Annotated in this window: 16 protein-coding genes; 8 read left to right on the top strand and 8 right to left on the bottom strand. The window is 70.6% G+C overall.

What is annotated here, in order from left to right; translation table 11 throughout:
• The first annotated feature begins 281 nt into the window (after positions 1-281).
• Entirely contained in the window at positions 282-1,763 is a 1,482-nt protein-coding gene (locus tag DSC45_RS15935; RefSeq protein WP_119291398.1) for a sensor histidine kinase, read from the top strand.
• A 253-nt stretch (positions 1,764-2,016) separates the two neighbouring features.
• Here DSC45_RS15935 and DSC45_RS15930 read toward each other — a convergent pair whose 3' ends face one another.
• Together DSC45_RS15930 and DSC45_RS15925 are read right to left on the bottom strand one after the other, a co-directional pair.
• Positions 2,017-2,274 (bottom strand): WhiB family transcriptional regulator, encoded by a 258-nt coding sequence (locus DSC45_RS15930; protein WP_040248489.1) that lies wholly within the window; start codon positions 2,272-2,274, stop codon positions 2,017-2,019.
• A 318-nt stretch (positions 2,275-2,592) separates the two neighbouring features.
• The gene (locus DSC45_RS15925) at positions 2,593-3,561 is read right to left on the bottom strand and encodes a diacylglycerol/lipid kinase family protein (protein ID WP_119291396.1); all 969 of its coding nucleotides are present in this window, start codon (positions 3,559-3,561) and stop codon (positions 2,593-2,595) included.
• Positions 3,562-3,642: 81 nt separating this feature from the next.
• Between DSC45_RS15925 and DSC45_RS15920 the strand changes: the two genes are divergently transcribed.
• Positions 3,643-4,071: a hypothetical protein gene (locus DSC45_RS15920; protein ID WP_119291394.1), complete on the top strand. Its 429-nt coding sequence runs from the start codon at positions 3,643-3,645 to the stop codon at positions 4,069-4,071.
• Positions 4,072-4,137: 66 nt separating this feature from the next.
• On the opposite strand, the gene DSC45_RS15915 is transcribed toward DSC45_RS15920, so the two are convergent.
• The 3 genes from DSC45_RS15915 to DSC45_RS15905 form a co-directional block, all read right to left on the bottom strand.
• Entirely contained in the window at positions 4,138-5,046 is a 909-nt protein-coding gene (locus tag DSC45_RS15915; RefSeq protein ID WP_240434682.1) for an RNA polymerase sigma factor SigF, read from the bottom strand.
• A gap of 95 nt (positions 5,047-5,141) precedes the next feature.
• The gene (locus tag DSC45_RS15910) at positions 5,142-5,555 is read right to left on the bottom strand and encodes an ATP-binding protein (RefSeq protein ID WP_119291391.1); all 414 of its coding nucleotides are present in this window, start codon (positions 5,553-5,555) and stop codon (positions 5,142-5,144) included.
• Positions 5,556-5,805: 250 nt separating this feature from the next.
• Entirely contained in the window at positions 5,806-6,066 is a 261-nt protein-coding gene (locus tag DSC45_RS15905) for a UBP-type zinc finger domain-containing protein (RefSeq protein WP_119291389.1), read from the bottom strand.
• Positions 6,067-6,111: 45 nt separating this feature from the next.
• On the opposite strand from DSC45_RS15905, the gene DSC45_RS15900 reads away from it, so the two are divergent.
• The gene (locus DSC45_RS15900) at positions 6,112-7,710 is read left to right on the top strand and encodes a Na+/H+ antiporter (RefSeq protein WP_119291827.1); all 1,599 of its coding nucleotides are present in this window, start codon (positions 6,112-6,114) and stop codon (positions 7,708-7,710) included.
• A gap of 40 nt (positions 7,711-7,750) precedes the next feature.
• On the opposite strand, the gene DSC45_RS15895 is transcribed toward DSC45_RS15900, so the two are convergent.
• From DSC45_RS15895 to DSC45_RS15885, 3 genes are all read right to left on the bottom strand, one after another.
• Positions 7,751-8,653 (bottom strand): 1-aminocyclopropane-1-carboxylate deaminase/D-cysteine desulfhydrase, encoded by a 903-nt coding sequence (locus DSC45_RS15895; protein ID WP_119291388.1) that lies wholly within the window; start codon positions 8,651-8,653, stop codon positions 7,751-7,753.
• A gap of 21 nt (positions 8,654-8,674) precedes the next feature.
• Positions 8,675-9,265: an N-acetylmuramoyl-L-alanine amidase gene (locus tag DSC45_RS15890; RefSeq protein WP_162929238.1), complete on the bottom strand. Its 591-nt coding sequence runs from the start codon at positions 9,263-9,265 to the stop codon at positions 8,675-8,677.
• Positions 9,266-9,382: 117 nt separating this feature from the next.
• Entirely contained in the window at positions 9,383-9,616 is a 234-nt protein-coding gene (locus DSC45_RS15885; protein ID WP_119291825.1) for a hypothetical protein, read from the bottom strand.
• Positions 9,617-9,920: 304 nt separating this feature from the next.
• Here DSC45_RS15885 and DSC45_RS15880 point away from each other — a divergent pair, with 304 nt between their 5' ends.
• The 5 genes from DSC45_RS15880 (at position 9,921) to DSC45_RS15860 (ending at position 14,178) form a co-directional block, all read left to right on the top strand.
• The gene (locus DSC45_RS15880; protein WP_119291384.1) at positions 9,921-11,327 is read left to right on the top strand and encodes a family 2B encapsulin nanocompartment shell protein; all 1,407 of its coding nucleotides are present in this window, start codon (positions 9,921-9,923) and stop codon (positions 11,325-11,327) included.
• Positions 11,328-11,458: 131 nt separating this feature from the next.
• Entirely contained in the window at positions 11,459-12,469 is a 1,011-nt protein-coding gene (locus DSC45_RS15875; RefSeq protein WP_240434681.1) for a family 2 encapsulin nanocompartment cargo protein polyprenyl transferase, read from the top strand.
• Between the two features lie 253 nt (positions 12,470-12,722).
• Positions 12,723-13,319 (top strand): GNAT family N-acetyltransferase, encoded by a 597-nt coding sequence (locus DSC45_RS15870; RefSeq protein WP_119291380.1) that lies wholly within the window; start codon positions 12,723-12,725, stop codon positions 13,317-13,319.
• Positions 13,320-13,410: 91 nt separating this feature from the next.
• Positions 13,411-13,665, top strand: a complete 255-nt coding sequence (locus DSC45_RS36375) for a hypothetical protein (RefSeq protein WP_119291379.1) — start codon at positions 13,411-13,413, stop codon at positions 13,663-13,665.
• Between the two features lie 96 nt (positions 13,666-13,761).
• Positions 13,762-14,178 (top strand): YciI family protein, encoded by a 417-nt coding sequence (locus tag DSC45_RS15860; protein ID WP_119291377.1) that lies wholly within the window; start codon positions 13,762-13,764, stop codon positions 14,176-14,178.
• Positions 14,179-14,209 lie beyond the last annotated feature (31 nt).

The following is a 14,209-nucleotide window of genomic DNA, read 5'->3' as shown; positions in this document are numbered from 1 at the left end:
TGGACACCGGAGAATGGTCTAGTCCACAATGCAGAGGACAGGCTCCCGCTCTCCCCGCACAGGAGGGCGGAGTGAGGCACCGGCGCTCTCTGCCCTGACTGCACCGGAGCCTCCACTCGGCCGCTGGGACCGCACACCCGCCGGCCGATGCAACCCGGGCTGCGGTGCCGGGAGGGCTGAGGGTCCCTCCCAGGCGCCGCGGCCCGCGGGTGTTCCAGGGACCACGCACCGGCCGTGACCAGGTACGAGTGGCGGCCAGGTACTCTCAGCCCGTGCCCTCCATGAACGAACTCGTACGCCAGCACACCGCCCTCGGTGACACCGATCTCGAGTGGTTGCATCTGCTGGTCTCGGAGTGGCAGTTGCTCTCCGACCTCTCGTTCGCCGACCTCGTCCTGTGGGTCCCGACCCGGGACGGCACGCGTTACGTGTCGGTCGCCCAGATGCGCCCCAACACCGGCCCCACCTCGTATCAGGACGACATGGTCGGCCACCTGGTCCCGCGTGGGCGCCGCCCCCTCCTGGACGCCGCGCTCGACGAGGGCCGCATCGTGCGCGAGGGCGACCCGGAGTGGCGCGAGGAGGTGCCGGTCCGCGTCGAGTCCATCCCCGTACGCCGCGACGGCCGCGTCCTCGGCGTGATCGCCCGCAACACCAACCTCCTCACCGTCCGCACCCCCTCCCGCCTCGAACTCACCTATCTGCAGTCGGCATCCGACCTGGCGCAGATGATCGCCGCGGGAGCGTTCCCGTTCCCCGACCAGCAGGTCGACATGGACGCCTCGCCGCGCGTCGGTGACGGCCTCATCCGGCTCGACGCCGACGGCATCGTCCAGTACGCCTCGCCGAACGCCCTGTCCGCGTACCACCGCCTCGGCATCGCCGCCGACCTCGTCGGGCATCACCTCGGCACCGCCACCGCCGAACTCGCCCCGTCCCGCGGCCCGGTCGACGAGGCCCTGGTCAAACTGGCCAGCGGCTACGCCCCGCGCGAGACCGAGGTCGAGGGCGACGACGGCGTCATCCAGCTCCGCGCGATCCCCCTCAAACCCAAGGGCACCCGCATCGGTTCGCTCGTCCTGTGCCGCGACGTCACGGAACTGCGCCGCCGCGAACGGGAGTTGATCACCAAGGACGCCACCATCCGGGAGATCCACCACCGGGTGAAGAACAACCTGCAGACGGTCGCCGCCCTGCTCAGGCTGCAGGCCCGCCGCATCGGTTCGGAGCGCGGCCGCGAGGCCCTCGAGGAGGCGGTACGCCGGGTCGGCTCCATCGCCATCGTCCACGAGACGCTGTCCCAGAACCTGGACGAGCGCGTCGAGTTCGACGAGATCGCGGACCGGGTGCTCGCGATGGTCGCCGAGATCGCGCCGGGCAAGGTCACCGGCCGGCGCACCGGCCGCTTCGGCATCCTGGACGCCGAGGTCGCCACCCCGCTGTCCATGGTCCTCACCGAGGTACTGCAGAACGCCCTCGAGCACGGCTTCGGCGCGGGCGAGCAGGGTGCCGTCGAGGTCTCCGCGGTCCGCGGCGGCACCACCAAGGAGAGCCGACTCCTCGTCACGGTGCAGGACGACGGCGTCGGCCTGCCCGACGGCTTCGACGTCAAGCAGGCCGGCAACCTGGGCCTGCAGATCGTACGCACGCTGGTCGAGGGCGAGTTGGGTGGAACGTTCGACATGGTTCCGGCGCCGGAGCGCGGAACGCGTGTGATCCTCGACATCCCGGTGCACGCCGAGAAGGTCCGCCCCGACAAGTAGGTGAGTCGCCGACGGGGAGTGGCCGGTTCACGTCAACTGGCCCTCGCCCACGGTTCGTTCACGCACTTCGCACTCAATGTGCACAGCGGACGGCACGCGTCGCGCACAGCAGTGAGCCCCGGACCGTGGTGCGGTCCGGGGCTCACTGTTTACGGCTGAGCGCATTAAGGGTACTGCGCGCTGCGGCTCGGGGGCGGGAGATGCGTACTCGATGTACGCGCCGCCGGGCTCGGGCTCGTTGAGGGGTGGGGCGTCAGGCGCTGGCCTGGCGGGCCCGGTTGCGAGCGGCGCGGCGCTTCATTGCGCGGCGCTCGTCCTCGCTGAGGCCACCCCAGACGCCGGAGTCCTGGCCGGACTCGAGCGCCCACTGCAGGCACTGCTCCACGACGGGGCAGCGACGGCAGACGGCCTTGGCTTCCTCGATCTGCAGCAGCGCAGGACCGGTGTTGCCGATGGGGAAGAACAGCTCGGGGTCTTCCTCGCGGCAAACGGCGTTGTGACGCCAGTCCATGGCTGCTACCTCTCTTGGTGATTCGGTCACTTGTGCTTGTGAATGTGAACGCTTTCACGAATCCCTCCGCAAGGGAAGGGGCGACAGCCAGATGACTGGCGTCGTCCTTGCGTTTGAGGAGGGGGTTCGGGCTCTCTGTGGGGCCGGTGTTGCGGGCCGTCCTGAGCGCCACCTAGAGATTCCCAAACCTCGGCAGCGGATACAACCCCTTCCGAGAAGTTTTTTTTGATTCCTCGGTGTCGACTAGGTCACAGCCGTACTTCCATGGGGTGGACCCTGGCCTAAACGTTCGAGTGAAAGGACTTTAGGCCCTTCCACTCACACAATCACACGCAGTGCACGGCGAACGCCTGTGAACGTCACGCTCGTACGCAGCCCCAGATGGTCACCGTCCATCTGGAGGGGGAGCGGGACCTTCGAATGCAAGGTGAAGGTGGCGAGGTCGTGGAGGGCGACCGCGTTCTTGCCCCGCGGGCCGCGTTCGGGCGACGACATCAGCAGCTGAGTGCCGTAGCGAGTCACCGCGGGAGTCGAGAGTTTCTTGAGTCCCAGCACGTCAAGGCCGGTGTCGAAGGACGCGTCCGGGGACGGGTACAGCGGCCTGTTCCCGAGGAACGACCACGGCGAGGTGTTGCTGACTATGGACACGACCAGATCCTCGACCGGGTCCTCGCTCGGCCGGTCCAGGACGATCGTGCCGTGCCGGCGGTCGGCCTCGCCGAGGAACTGCCGTACGACCTGGCGCACATACAGAGCGTGTGTCGAGCGCTTGCCGCGCTCCCGCTGCTGCTCGACCCGGCCCACCACTCCCGCGTCGAAGCCGAGACCGGCGCTGAACGTGAACCAGCGCGACGGCACCGCCTCGTCCTCGGTGCCCGGGGTCCCTTCGGTGAGGCCGAGTCCGACGGTGCGTTCGCTGCCGGTACGCAAGGCGTCGAGGAGGGCGCCGGTCGATTCCACCGGGTCGTTCGGCAGGCCGAGTGCGCGGGCGAACACGTTGGTCGAGCCGCCGGGCACCACGGCGAGGCCGGGCAGGGAGTCGGGCTGCGGGCCGGCGTGCAGCAGGCCGTTCACCACTTCGTTCACCGTGCCGTCGCCGCCGAGGGCGACCACCAGCTCGATGTCCTTGCTCTGGGCCGCCTGCCGGCCGAGGTCGCGGGCGTGACCGCGGTACTCGGTGGTCACGGCCTCGAGCTTCATCTCGCTGGCCAGGGCGTGGATCAGTACGTCACGTGTGCGCGCACTGGTGGTGGTGGCAGCCGGATTGACGACGAGGAGTGCACGCATGCGAAGCAGGGTACCTACCGCCCCTCACCTGGCACAGGGCCAGCCCCGAGGGGTACGGGACGCCGGGGCTACCCTGCAGGGGTGAGCAGTGCTGAGGACAACGCGAACGACCCGGGCCCCCGCCCCACGCGGCTGACCGCCGCCGCCGCACTGGCCGCCCTCGAAGGGCTGGCTCTCGTGGTGGCGGGCGGCTATCTGCTCGTCGAGGGGATCTTCGGCAGTCCGGACAGTGCCGAACAGGCCGTGACCGGCGGCGTCACGATGATGGTGCTCGCCGCACTGCCGCTGATCGCGGCGCGCGGGCTGCTCAAGCTGCGCAGCTGGAGCCGCGGGCCGGTGCTCGTCACGCAGATCCTCGCGCTGCCCGTCGCCTGGCAGCTGCTGCAGGCGAACAGCCTGCTCATCCCCGGTGGCATCGTGCTCGCCGTTGTGGCGATCACCACACTCGTCCTGCTGCTCAACCCGGAGTCCACCAAGGCCCTGGGGATCGGTCCGCGCGACACCGCGTGAGGCCCGCGCTCGCCGGTGGCGGGCGCGGGCCCGGGTGTTCGTGGTGCGCGGTCGCGGTGCCGGCGGCTACTCCTCGACGAGAAGCTTCTCGCGGAGCTGGGCCAACGTCCTGGCGAGCAGCCGGGACACGTGCATCTGGGAGATGCCGACCTCCTGCGCGATCTGGGACTGCGTCATGTTCGCGAAGAAGCGCAGCAGCAGGATGCGCTTCTCGCGCGGCGGCAGGTCCTCGAGCAGCGGTTTCAGTGACTCCCGGTATTCGACGCCCTCCAGGGCCTCGTCCTCCGCGCCGAGGGTGTCCGCCACCGCAGGTGACTCGTCGTCCGTGTCCGGGACGTCGAGGGACAGGGTCGAGTAGGCGTTGGCCGACTCGAGGCCCTCGAGGACTTCCTCCTCCGAGATGCCGAGCTTCTCGGCCAGTTCGTGCACGGTGGGGGAGCGGCCGTGCTGCTGGGAGAGCTCCGCGGTCGCGGTCGTCAGGGAGAGCCGCAGCTCCTGCAGCCGCCGCGGAACCCGTACCGCCCAGCCCTTGTCGCGGAAGTGGCGCTTGATCTCGCCGACGACCGTGGGGGTCGCGTAGGTCGAGAACTCGACGCCGCGCTCCGGGTCGAAGCGGTCCACCGACTTGATCAGGCCGATGGTGGCCACCTGCGTGAGGTCGTCGAGCGGCTCGCCGCGGTTGCGGAAGCGGCGGGCGAGGTGCTCGACCAGCGGCAGGTGCATGCGCACCAGGCGGTTGCGCAGGTCCGCGTACTCCGCACTGTCGTCGGGCAGTTTGCGGAGCTCGACGAAGAGCGCCTTCGCGCCGCTGCGGTCGTGCGGATCGTGCTTGTGCTCTGTCATGTGTCCCGCCCGTCGCCCGCCGTCGACCCGGCCGGTGAGCGTCTCACGCTCGCCCCCGTCATCACGTCCCGTCCGCCGTACCGCTTGGTCCTGAGGTTCTTGTGGGTGCGGTCGGGCCTGCTGTTCCGGGATGCCGGCAGTGCGCGATGCGCCCTCCCTGCCGCCGGTGTCCGCGGCGGAGGGCGTCCGTGTGCCGTGCTCCTCGTCCCGCACGGGCCCGTCCCCGCTCACGTCGGCCCGGGTCCCGCGCCGCGCTGTTTGTAGAGGCTGACCGAGACCGTGCGGTCGTCGGCGACCGTCGATTCGACCTTGCCGGCCAGGGCCGAGAGCACCGTCCAGGCGAAGGTGTCGCGCTCGGGAGCGCGACCGTCGGTGGTCGGTGCCGACACCGTGACCTCGAGCGAGTCGTCGACCAGCCGGAAGGTGCAGCTGAGTACGGAGCCTGGGACGGCCTGTTGCAGGAGGATCGCGCAGGCCTCGTCGACCGCGATGCGTAGATCCTCGATCTCGTCGAGGGTGAAGTCCAAACGCGCCGCGAGGCCGGCTGTGGCCGTACGCAGCACCGAGAGATAGGCACCCGCAGCCGGCAGCCGGACTTCCACGAAGTCCTGAGTCCCGGGCTCGCCTGCGATCTGGGACACCCTCACCTCCAAGGTGGTACAAGCTCATTCGAGTTGACGGTCCACCGCGACGCAGCGGTGGGTCCGGCACAGCGTCGCACGGGGTGACGCACCGCGTGCTCCAGCGGTGACGCTATCGCGCTCCTCGGCTCCCTGTCCCGGTGACCCCCGGCCTGCCTGTCACTCATAGTAGTGCTACGGGTACACGCAGTGGCTAGTGGTGTGCGGGCCCAATTGGGAAGAGCGCGCGCCGGGTTGACGTACCCAGGCGTCAGACGATCGAACCGTCCACGAAACACCACCGCCATTCCTCACCGGGCTCGAAGCTTCGCATCACCGGATGGCCGGTCTCCTCGAAGTGGCCCGTCGCGTGCCGCAGCGGGGAGGAGTCGCAGCATCCGACATGCCCGCAGGCCAGGCAGAGCCGTAGTTGCACGGGGTGGGCGCCGACGGCGTCGCAGGCCGGACAGCTCGCGCCGAGCGGCGTGGGTTCCGGCTGCGGCAGCAGGGCGACATGCAGGCACTCGTACATGATTGGCAGGTTACGTCGTGGTCCGCGGAACGGGATGTGCTGTCGATGGAAGCTCTGCCCCTGCTCGTACTGGTCGCGGGAAGCGCGGCAGTCGCCGGTGCCGCCCGGCGTACCCCGGTCCCCGCGCCGCTGCTGCTCGTGGCCGCCGGGCTGCTGGTCTCGTACCTGCCCGGTGTGCCGCAGTACGAGCTCGATCCGCACATCGTCCTGCCGCTGCTGCTGCCGCCCCTGCTCTACACCGCCGGGGTGGAGAGCTCGTACCTCGACCTGCGGGCCAACTGGCGTCCCGTGCTGCTGCTTTCGGTGGGGTACGTGCTCTTCGCGACGCTCGTCGTGGGGTGGGCGGTGCACCTGCTCGTGCCCGGTCTGCCGCTGACGGCGGCGCTCGTGCTCGGCGCGGTGATCGCCCCGCCCGACGCGGTCGCCGCCACCGCGATCGCCCGCCGGGTCGGACTGCCGTCCCGGATCACCACGATCCTGCAGGGCGAGTCCCTGGTGAACGACGCCACCGCGATCACCGCGTACAAGGTGGCCCTCGCGGCGGCCGTCGGGGAGGGCGCGAGCTGGGGTGAGGGGATCGGCGAGTTCGCGCTCGCCGCGGTCGGCGGGGTCGGTGTGGGGCTCGTCCTGATGGTGCCGATGCACTGGCTGCGCACGCATCTGCGCGAAGCCCTGCTGCAGAACACGCTCTCGCTCCTGATCCCCTTCGTCGCCTACGCGGCCGCCGAGGAGGTGCACGCGTCCGGAGTGCTCGCGGTGGTGGTCGTGGCGGTCTGCCTCGGACACCGTTCCTGGCAGGTGGACTTCGCGACCAGGCTGCAGGAGGCCGCCGTGTGGCGGATGGTCGCGTTCGTCCTGGAGTCCGCGGTGTTCGCGCTGATCGGGCTGCAGTTGCCGGTGGTGCTGCGGGACCTCGGCGAGTACGAGGGGGTGCGGGCCCTGTGGTACGCGGTCGCGGTCTTCCTGATCGTGGTGGCCACCCGGTTCGTCTGGGTGTATCCGGCGACGTATCTGCCGCGGATGCTGTCGCGGCGGATCAGGGAACGCGAGACGGACACCGGCTGGACACGGCCGCTGATCGTCGGCTGGGCCGGGATGCGTGGGGTGGTGTCGCTGGCCATCGCGTTCTCGATCCCGCTGACCGTCGACAACGGTGACGATTTCCCGGCGCGGAACCTCGTCCTGTTCCTCACCTTCACGACCGTCATCGGGACTCTCGTCGTACAGGGTCTGAGCCTGCCTGCCCTGATCGGCTGGCTGAAACTGCCCCGGCGGGACGTCCGCGCGGACACCCTCGCCGAGGCGCAGGCCCAGAGCGAGGCCTCGACGGCCGCACAGCGGCGCCTGGACGGGCTTCTGGCGGACGAGGGGAACAGCCTGCCGCCGCCGCTGGCCGACCGTCTCCGCGCCGTGCTCGAGCGCCGCCGCAACTCGGTGTGGGAGCGGCTCGGTGCGGTCGACGCCACGACCGGGGAGAGCGCCGACGACACCTATCGGCGCTTCGCCAGGGAGATGATCGCGGCGGAGCGCGAGGTGTTCGTGCGGCTGCGGGACGAGCGGCGTATCGACGACGAGATGCTGCGGACCCTGTTGCGCCGGCTCGACCTGGAGGAGGCGGCGGCCTATCGGGAGGAGGAGGTCTGAGCGGGTAGGTCTGAGCGGGTGGTGTCTTCGGACGGACGGGTCAGGGTTCGCGGCGGCCGGTGATCACGGCGGCGATGCGGACGCCGGGGCGGAAGGTGCCGCGCTCGGCGAGCGTGGTGAGGGCCAGGAGCATCTTGGCCACGTAGAGGCGCTCCACGGGCAGGCCGTGCCGGTCCTCGAAGTCCGCGGCGAACGCCTCGAGTTCGGGTGTCGAGCGGGCGAAGCCGCCGCAGTGGAAACCGTCCTGAACCAGCCACTCACCCCGGGGCCCGCCGAACGCCTCCCGCTGCAGCCGGGCCACCTCGGAGTACAGGAAGCCGCCGCGCAGCACTGCGACGCCGATCGCCCGCTGCCCCGGGGCCAGGCCGGCCGCGAGGCCCGCGAGGGTGCCGCCGGTGCCGCAGGCCACGCCGATCACGTCCGCGCGGCCGCGTAGCTCCGCACCGAGGGCCAGGCAGCCCGTCACCCCCAGGGCGTTGCTGCCGCCCTCGGGGACGATGTGCACCGGGCCCGTCAGTGCGGCGTCGGTGAGTACCTGGTCGAGGACCAGGGGGTCCGCGACCTGTCGATACGTCGACCGGTCGACGAAGTGGAGCCGCATTCCGTCCGCGGCGCATTGCGCGAGCGAGCCGTTGAGCGGCTTTTCGGACAGTTCGTGGCCGCGTACGACACCCACCGTGGGGAATCCGAGGAGGCGGCCCGCGGCCGCGGCGGCGCGCAGGTGATTGGAGTACGCGCCGCCGAACGTCACCAGGGTGCGGCCGGCTGACGCGGTCAGATTGGGCGCGAGCTTGCGCCATTTGTTGCCCGGGAGCGCCTCGTGGATCAGGTCGTCCCGCTTGAGCAGGAGCCGGAGCCCGTGACGGGTGAAACGCGCGTCCTCGATCTCCGTCAGGGGAGACGGGATGCTCGGCCGGAGGCCGTGGTCCTGGTGCGCGCTCACCCGTCCATTGTCACCGGTAGGTCACTTGAGGCGCTCGGCGATGCGCTCGCGCATCGCCGCCATGGTGAAGCCGCGCGGGTCGACCTTGCCCGGCTGCCATTCGAGGTGGCCGATCACCGACCGCTCGTTCCAGTCGTGCACGCGCAGCAGGGCCGCCGACACCTTCTCGATGGCCTCGAGCTGGGCGGCGGGCCAGGGGTCCTCGCCGTCGCCCAGGTTCTCGCACTCGAAACCGTAGAAGTGGCGGTTGCCGTCCGTGTTCGCCTCGTTGTCCGGGGGGAGGCGCTTTTCGGCGATCACGGCGCGCAGGACGTCGTCGTCGCCCATGCCGGCGTGATTGGCCCGGCCGTATCCGACGAGGTGGACACGGCCGTCCTTGGTGATCACGCCGTGGCACAGCGGCCCCGGCAGTGACGCGTGGCCGTCGCGGCAGATCTCGACCGTGCGCGCGCTGCCCGACGTCACCGTGTGATGGATCATGACGCCGTGCACCGGGCCCCAGGGGCCCTTGTGATTGCGGTTGTGCTCACGCCAGTTGCCGACCTCGACCACGGTGAGGTCCTCGTCCTTCAGGGCTTTGAGGAACCGGCTCGCAGACATGGGTGGGGCCATGGTCGTCTCCCTTGCGTTGTGCGGGCGGCGCGCAGGTCGCGAGCAGCCCTGTACGGCGCTTCTACCCCAATGCCCGGTCGCGGACCAGCCGTTCACCCCCGGAACGACTCGATCCGGTCAGCTGCGCAGGAAGCCGTCCCCGTTCGCCGCGACATGTGCCTCCAGGGCCTGCAGTGCCTGCGCGGTGGCCTGCGGGCTGCCGGTGCCGCGCTTCTCCTCGTAGTACGCCGTGCCCAGCTTCTTGAGCAGGTCGCTGCCGGCGCGCTGCGTCTGGACGTCGTCGATCTTCGCCTTGCCCTGCGTGAGCCCGCGCTGCGCCTGCTCCTTGGCGCGATCCAGGAAGCCAGCCATCGTGTTCTCCTCTTCGAAGTGCGACCGGAGTGCGGTCGCGGAAATCGGTGCGGTGCGTTGCACTGGGTGAACGGTGCGGCGGATCTTGGAGTTCCCCTCCGCCGTGCCCGTCTGCAATTGCCCGACTTTGCTCGGAGCCGATCGTGTGTGATCGCGAGCGGGGGTGTCGGGGGCTTATCGACCCGCTTCCCCGGCGGCGGTGATCCATTCCCGCTCGTTTGTGTAATGGCGCGGCCACGCAGCGTGCTGGAACTCTGCTTTCTGCACGTCAGCGCCACGTCGTTGCACGATCTGGAGGGCATACATGTCGGTAGGCGAAGAGATCCGCACGGAGCAGGGCAGGCCGCAGCAGAGCCTGGCCACCGGGGCCGCGCGGAACCTGGCCACCACGACCAAGTCCACGCCGCAGATGCAGGAGATCAGCTCCCGCTGGCTGCTGCGCATGCTGCCCTGGGTACAGGTGCAGGGCGGCACCTACCGGGTGAACCGCAGGCTCAGTTACTCGGTGGGTGACGGGCGCCTCACCTTCGTGAAGACCGGCGACCAGGTCCGGGTCATCCCCGCCGAGCTCGGTGAACTCCCGGCGCTGCGCGGCTTCGAGGACACCGCGGCCCTCGACGAGCTCGCGCAGCGGTGCCGGCAGCGGGAGTTCGGGCCCGGCGAGACCATCACGTCCTTCGGCAGCTCCGTGGAGGAGGTGTATCTGCTCGCCCGCGGCCGTGTGGAGAAGCTCGGCACCGGCCCGTACGGCGACGACGCGGTGCTGGGAGTCCTGGCCGACGGCGCCTACTTCGGCGACCAGTGCCTCCTCGACCCGGACGCCATCTGGGAGTACACCGCGCGGGCCGTCACCGCCTGCACCGTCCTCACCCTGTCCCGGCAGGACGTCGCGCAGCTCGCCGAGCGCGCGGAAACCCTGCGCGGCCACCTCGCCAGGCTCCGGTCCGTCCCCAGCCAGCGCACCAACAAGCACGGCGAGAAGGAGATCGACCTCTCCGCAGGACATGTGGGCGAGGCCGAGATCCCGGGCACGTACGTCGACTACGACGCCGCCCCCCGCGAGTACGAACTGAGCGTCGCCCAGACCGTGTTGCGCATCCACACCCGGGTCGCCGACCTCTACAACCAGCCCATGAACCAGACGGAGCAGCAGCTCCGGCTCACCGTCGAGGCGCTCAAGGAACGCCAGGAGCACGAACTGGTCAACAACCGCGAGTTCGGCCTGCTCAGCAACTGCGAGTACGACCAGCGCCTGCAGCCGCACGCCGGAGCGCCGAGCCCGGACGACATGGACGAACTGCTCAGCCGCAGGCGCGGATCCAAGATGTTCCTCGCCCACCCGCGGGCGATCTCCGCCTTCGGCCGCGAGTGCACCAAGCGCGGCATCTACCCGGACACGGTCGAGGTGAACGGCCACCACGTCCCGGCCTGGCGCGGCGTGCCGATCTTCCCGTGCAACAAGATCCCGATCAGTGACGCCAGGACCACCTCGATCCTGTGCATGCGCACCGGCGAGGAGGACGCGGGCGTGGTCGGCCTCCAGCAGGCCGGCATCCCCGACGAGATCGAACCGAGCCTGTCCGTCCGCTTCATGGGCATCAGCGAGCAGGCGATCATGTCCTATCTGGTCACCGCCTACTACTCGGCCGCCGTCCTCGTCCCCGACGCCCTGGGCGTCCTGGAGAACGTCGAGATCGGCCGATGGAGGTGACGGGGGCGACAAGGACGACGGGTGCGACGGGTGCGACGGGTGCGACGGGTGTGCGAACGGACGCGGCCGCGCCCGTCGGGAGCCGGCCGACGCACGACGGGCCGGCGGCCTCCGGGGAAGGGCACGAGGCGGTGGGCCTCCTGGAGCGGACCCGGCAGGCCGTCGAGCCGGAACTGCGCAGGGCGGTCGCCCTGCTGCCGGACTCGCTGGCCCGGATCGCCCGGTACCACCTCGGCTGGGAGGCGGCCGACGGTGCACCGGTCACCGGACAGCCGGGCAAGGCCATCCGGCCGGGTCTGGTGTTCGCCGCGGCGCGGGCGACCGGCGGGCAGCCCGCGGCGGCCGTCCGGGCAGCGGCAGCCGTGGAGTTGATCCACAACTTCACGCTGCTGCACGACGACATCATCGACCGCGACCACACCCGCAGACACCGGCCGACCGCCTGGACGGTCTTCGGCGACGCGGACGCGGTGCTCGCCGGTGACGCCCTGCAGGCACTCGCCGTACGCCTGCTCGCCGAGGACGCGCACCCGATGGCGGCCCGGGCGGCGGGGCGCCTCGCCGCCTGCGTGGTCGAACTCTGCGCGGGCCAGCAGGCGGACTGCGCGCTGGAGCGCAGGCCGCCCGGGGAGGTGACGCTCGAGGAGTGCCTGTCGATGGCCGAGGCCAAGACGGGAGCGCTGCTCGGCTGTGCCTGCGCCCTCGGCGCGCTGTACGCGGGCGCGGAGCCGGACGAGGTGGAGGCGATGGACGGATTCGGGCGCCAGGCCGGGCTCGCCTTCCAGCTCATCGACGACGTGATCGGCATCTGGGGCGATCCGGGGCGTACCGGCAAGCCGGTCGGCGCGGACCTCGCCGCGGGGAAGAAGTCGCTCCCGGTGGTGGCCGCGCTCACCTCGGGCACGTCGGCGGGGGCCGAACTGGCCGCGTACTACGGCAGATTGCCGGATCCCGCGGACCCTTCGGCAGTGGAGCGGGCCGCGGAAGCCGTGGACCGTGCGGGCGGCCGGGACTGGGCGCAGGCCCAGGCCGCGGACCGGATGGCACGTGCCGTGCACCAGCTGTCCCGGGCGGTGCCCGATCCGGACCGGGCGGGAGGGCTGCTGGCCCTGGCGGAGTTCGTCACGCGCCGTACGTACTGACCGGACGTACTGACCGCACGTACGGGCCGCACGTACTGGCCAGTGCGTATTGACCGTACGTACTGGCCGGACGTACCCAGAGGTCCGGTGGGTGCCGGGGTGTTCCGGCGCAGGGGGTGATCCGTCCGGACGGACCACCCCCTGCCGTCCCTCGGCTCCGCACGATCGAACGGGGAATCCGAACAGCGAGGAGGTGATCGTCTAGGGTGCCAACAGGTAGCAGGGCAGCGGCGGTTGAGGAGTGAGAGCCGGGATGGGCGTGACGATCCGCAGGGCGGGCGAGAGCGATCGGGAGGCCCTCGTACGGCTCCTCGAGGAGACCTTCCACCACGACCCGGTGAGCAGCTGGGTCTTCCCCGACGAGGCCAGGCGCGCCCAGGCGCACGGCCCCTTCATGGGCTGCTTCCTGGACGCGGCGCTCACCGAGGGCTGGGTGGACATGACCGAGGACGGTGCGGCCGCCGCCCTGTGGCTGCAGGTGCCCGCGGAGGAGCCCGAGGGGGAGGACGACACGCCTGCGCTGATGCGCGAGGCCTCCGACCCGGACAACGAACGGGCCGAGCTCGTCGGGCGGTTGACCGGAGCGATACACCCCTATGGCCGGGAGCACGCCTATCTGCTCCTGGTCGCCGTGGCGGACGGCGAGCAGGGCCGGGGGCTCGGCAGCGCGATCCTCGGCGAGGTGCTCGACCGCTGCGACCGGGAAGGGCTGCCCGCCTACCTGGAGGCGAGCAATGTGCGCAGCCGCGAGCTGTACGAGCGACTCGGCTTCCGACTCAGGGGCCAGGCCCTGGAACTGCCCGACGGCCCGCCGATGTTCCCGATGTGGCGGGAGCCGGTGAGCGGCTGAGCGCTTGGCGGCGGACGACAACCCGCGGCCCGCGGTCACGCCCCGTGACGTACGCCTGGTCGACGCCGGGATTCGGGCATAACCTGGGGATATGGGCAAAGACGCCGAAGACGCGGCCCGCACCAATTCTCGCAAGGCGGACTCGCAGGGCGGAATCGTCTGTCCGGCCTGCAAGCGCCCGGTGGAGACGGCCGTACGACGCCGTAAGGTTCTCGGGGCATTCGTCCCCGTCTGGGGTCCCGGACCCTGCCGCAACGAGAAGTGCCACGCGTATGTGGAGGGCGAACCGGAACCCGTGAGGAAGATCGGGCGGCACTCCAGGAAGCGGCCCGAGAAAGGAACCTGAAATCCGGCCTCGCGGGATGTCGAGGACGTGGGTCCGGCTCCGACGTACCCGTGAAAGCCGCTCGCGAGGGGTGGCTGGGACGAAGGAGTGGGACTCATGAAGTATCTGGTGATGGTTCTCGGCAGCCAGGCGGACTACGAGGGGATGACCGGCAACCCTTCCCCCGGCAGCCCGGCCTGGAACGAGAAGGAGATGGAGGCGATGTTCGCCCACATGTCCGCGATCAACGACGATCTCGCCGAGTCGGGAGAGCTGGTCGAGGCGCAGGGCCTCGACGAGCCCGGGAAGGCCCGGTACGTCACCGCCGGCGCCGACGGGAAGCCCGTCGTGACCGACGGCCCCTACGGCGAGATCAAGGAACTCCTGGCCGGCTACTGGGTGCTCGAGTGCGAGAGCCTGGGCCGGGTCACCGAGATCGCCGGCCGTGTCGCGCAGTGCCCGGTCCCGGAGGGCAGCACCGAGTACCCGGTCGTGATCCGGGAGATCCGGGGAGCGGAGGACGTGCCCGCCTGATCCGGACCCTCCCCGGCCGGCACGACGTCCG

The sequence above is a fragment of the Streptomyces sp. YIM 130001 genome (assembly GCF_003574445.1).
Lineage (GTDB): Bacteria > Actinomycetota > Actinomycetes > Streptomycetales > Streptomycetaceae > Streptomyces.
The sequence above is the reverse complement of the archived record's forward strand: the minus strand, read 5'-3'. Positions and strand labels throughout refer to the sequence as shown.

Bases quoted from the DNA above. Each gene is read 5' to 3' on its own strand.
- DSC45_RS15860 (WP_119291377.1), top strand. From the start codon at position 13,762: ATGAAGTATCTGGTGATGGTTCTCGGCAGCCAGGCGGACTACGAGGGG.
- DSC45_RS15930 (WP_040248489.1), bottom strand. From the start codon at position 2,274: ATGGACTGGCGTCACAACGCCGTTTGCCGCGAGGAAGACCCCGAGCTG.
- DSC45_RS15905 (WP_119291389.1), bottom strand. From the start codon at position 6,066: ATGTACGAGTGCCTGCATGTCGCCCTGCTGCCGCAGCCGGAACCCACG.
- DSC45_RS15900 (WP_119291827.1), top strand. From the start codon at position 6,112: ATGGAAGCTCTGCCCCTGCTCGTACTGGTCGCGGGAAGCGCGGCAGTC.
- DSC45_RS15925 (WP_119291396.1), bottom strand. From the start codon at position 3,561: ATGCGTGCACTCCTCGTCGTCAATCCGGCTGCCACCACCACCAGTGCG.
- DSC45_RS15870 (WP_119291380.1), top strand. From the start codon at position 12,723: ATGGGCGTGACGATCCGCAGGGCGGGCGAGAGCGATCGGGAGGCCCTC.
- DSC45_RS15885 (WP_119291825.1), bottom strand. From the start codon at position 9,616: ATGGCTGGCTTCCTGGATCGCGCCAAGGAGCAGGCGCAGCGCGGGCTC.
- DSC45_RS15880 (WP_119291384.1), top strand. From the start codon at position 9,921: ATGTCGGTAGGCGAAGAGATCCGCACGGAGCAGGGCAGGCCGCAGCAG.
- DSC45_RS15890 (WP_162929238.1), bottom strand. From the start codon at position 9,265: ATGGCCCCACCCATGTCTGCGAGCCGGTTCCTCAAAGCCCTGAAGGAC.
- DSC45_RS15935 (WP_119291398.1), top strand. From the start codon at position 282: ATGAACGAACTCGTACGCCAGCACACCGCCCTCGGTGACACCGATCTC.
- DSC45_RS36375 (WP_119291379.1), top strand. From the start codon at position 13,411: ATGGGCAAAGACGCCGAAGACGCGGCCCGCACCAATTCTCGCAAGGCG.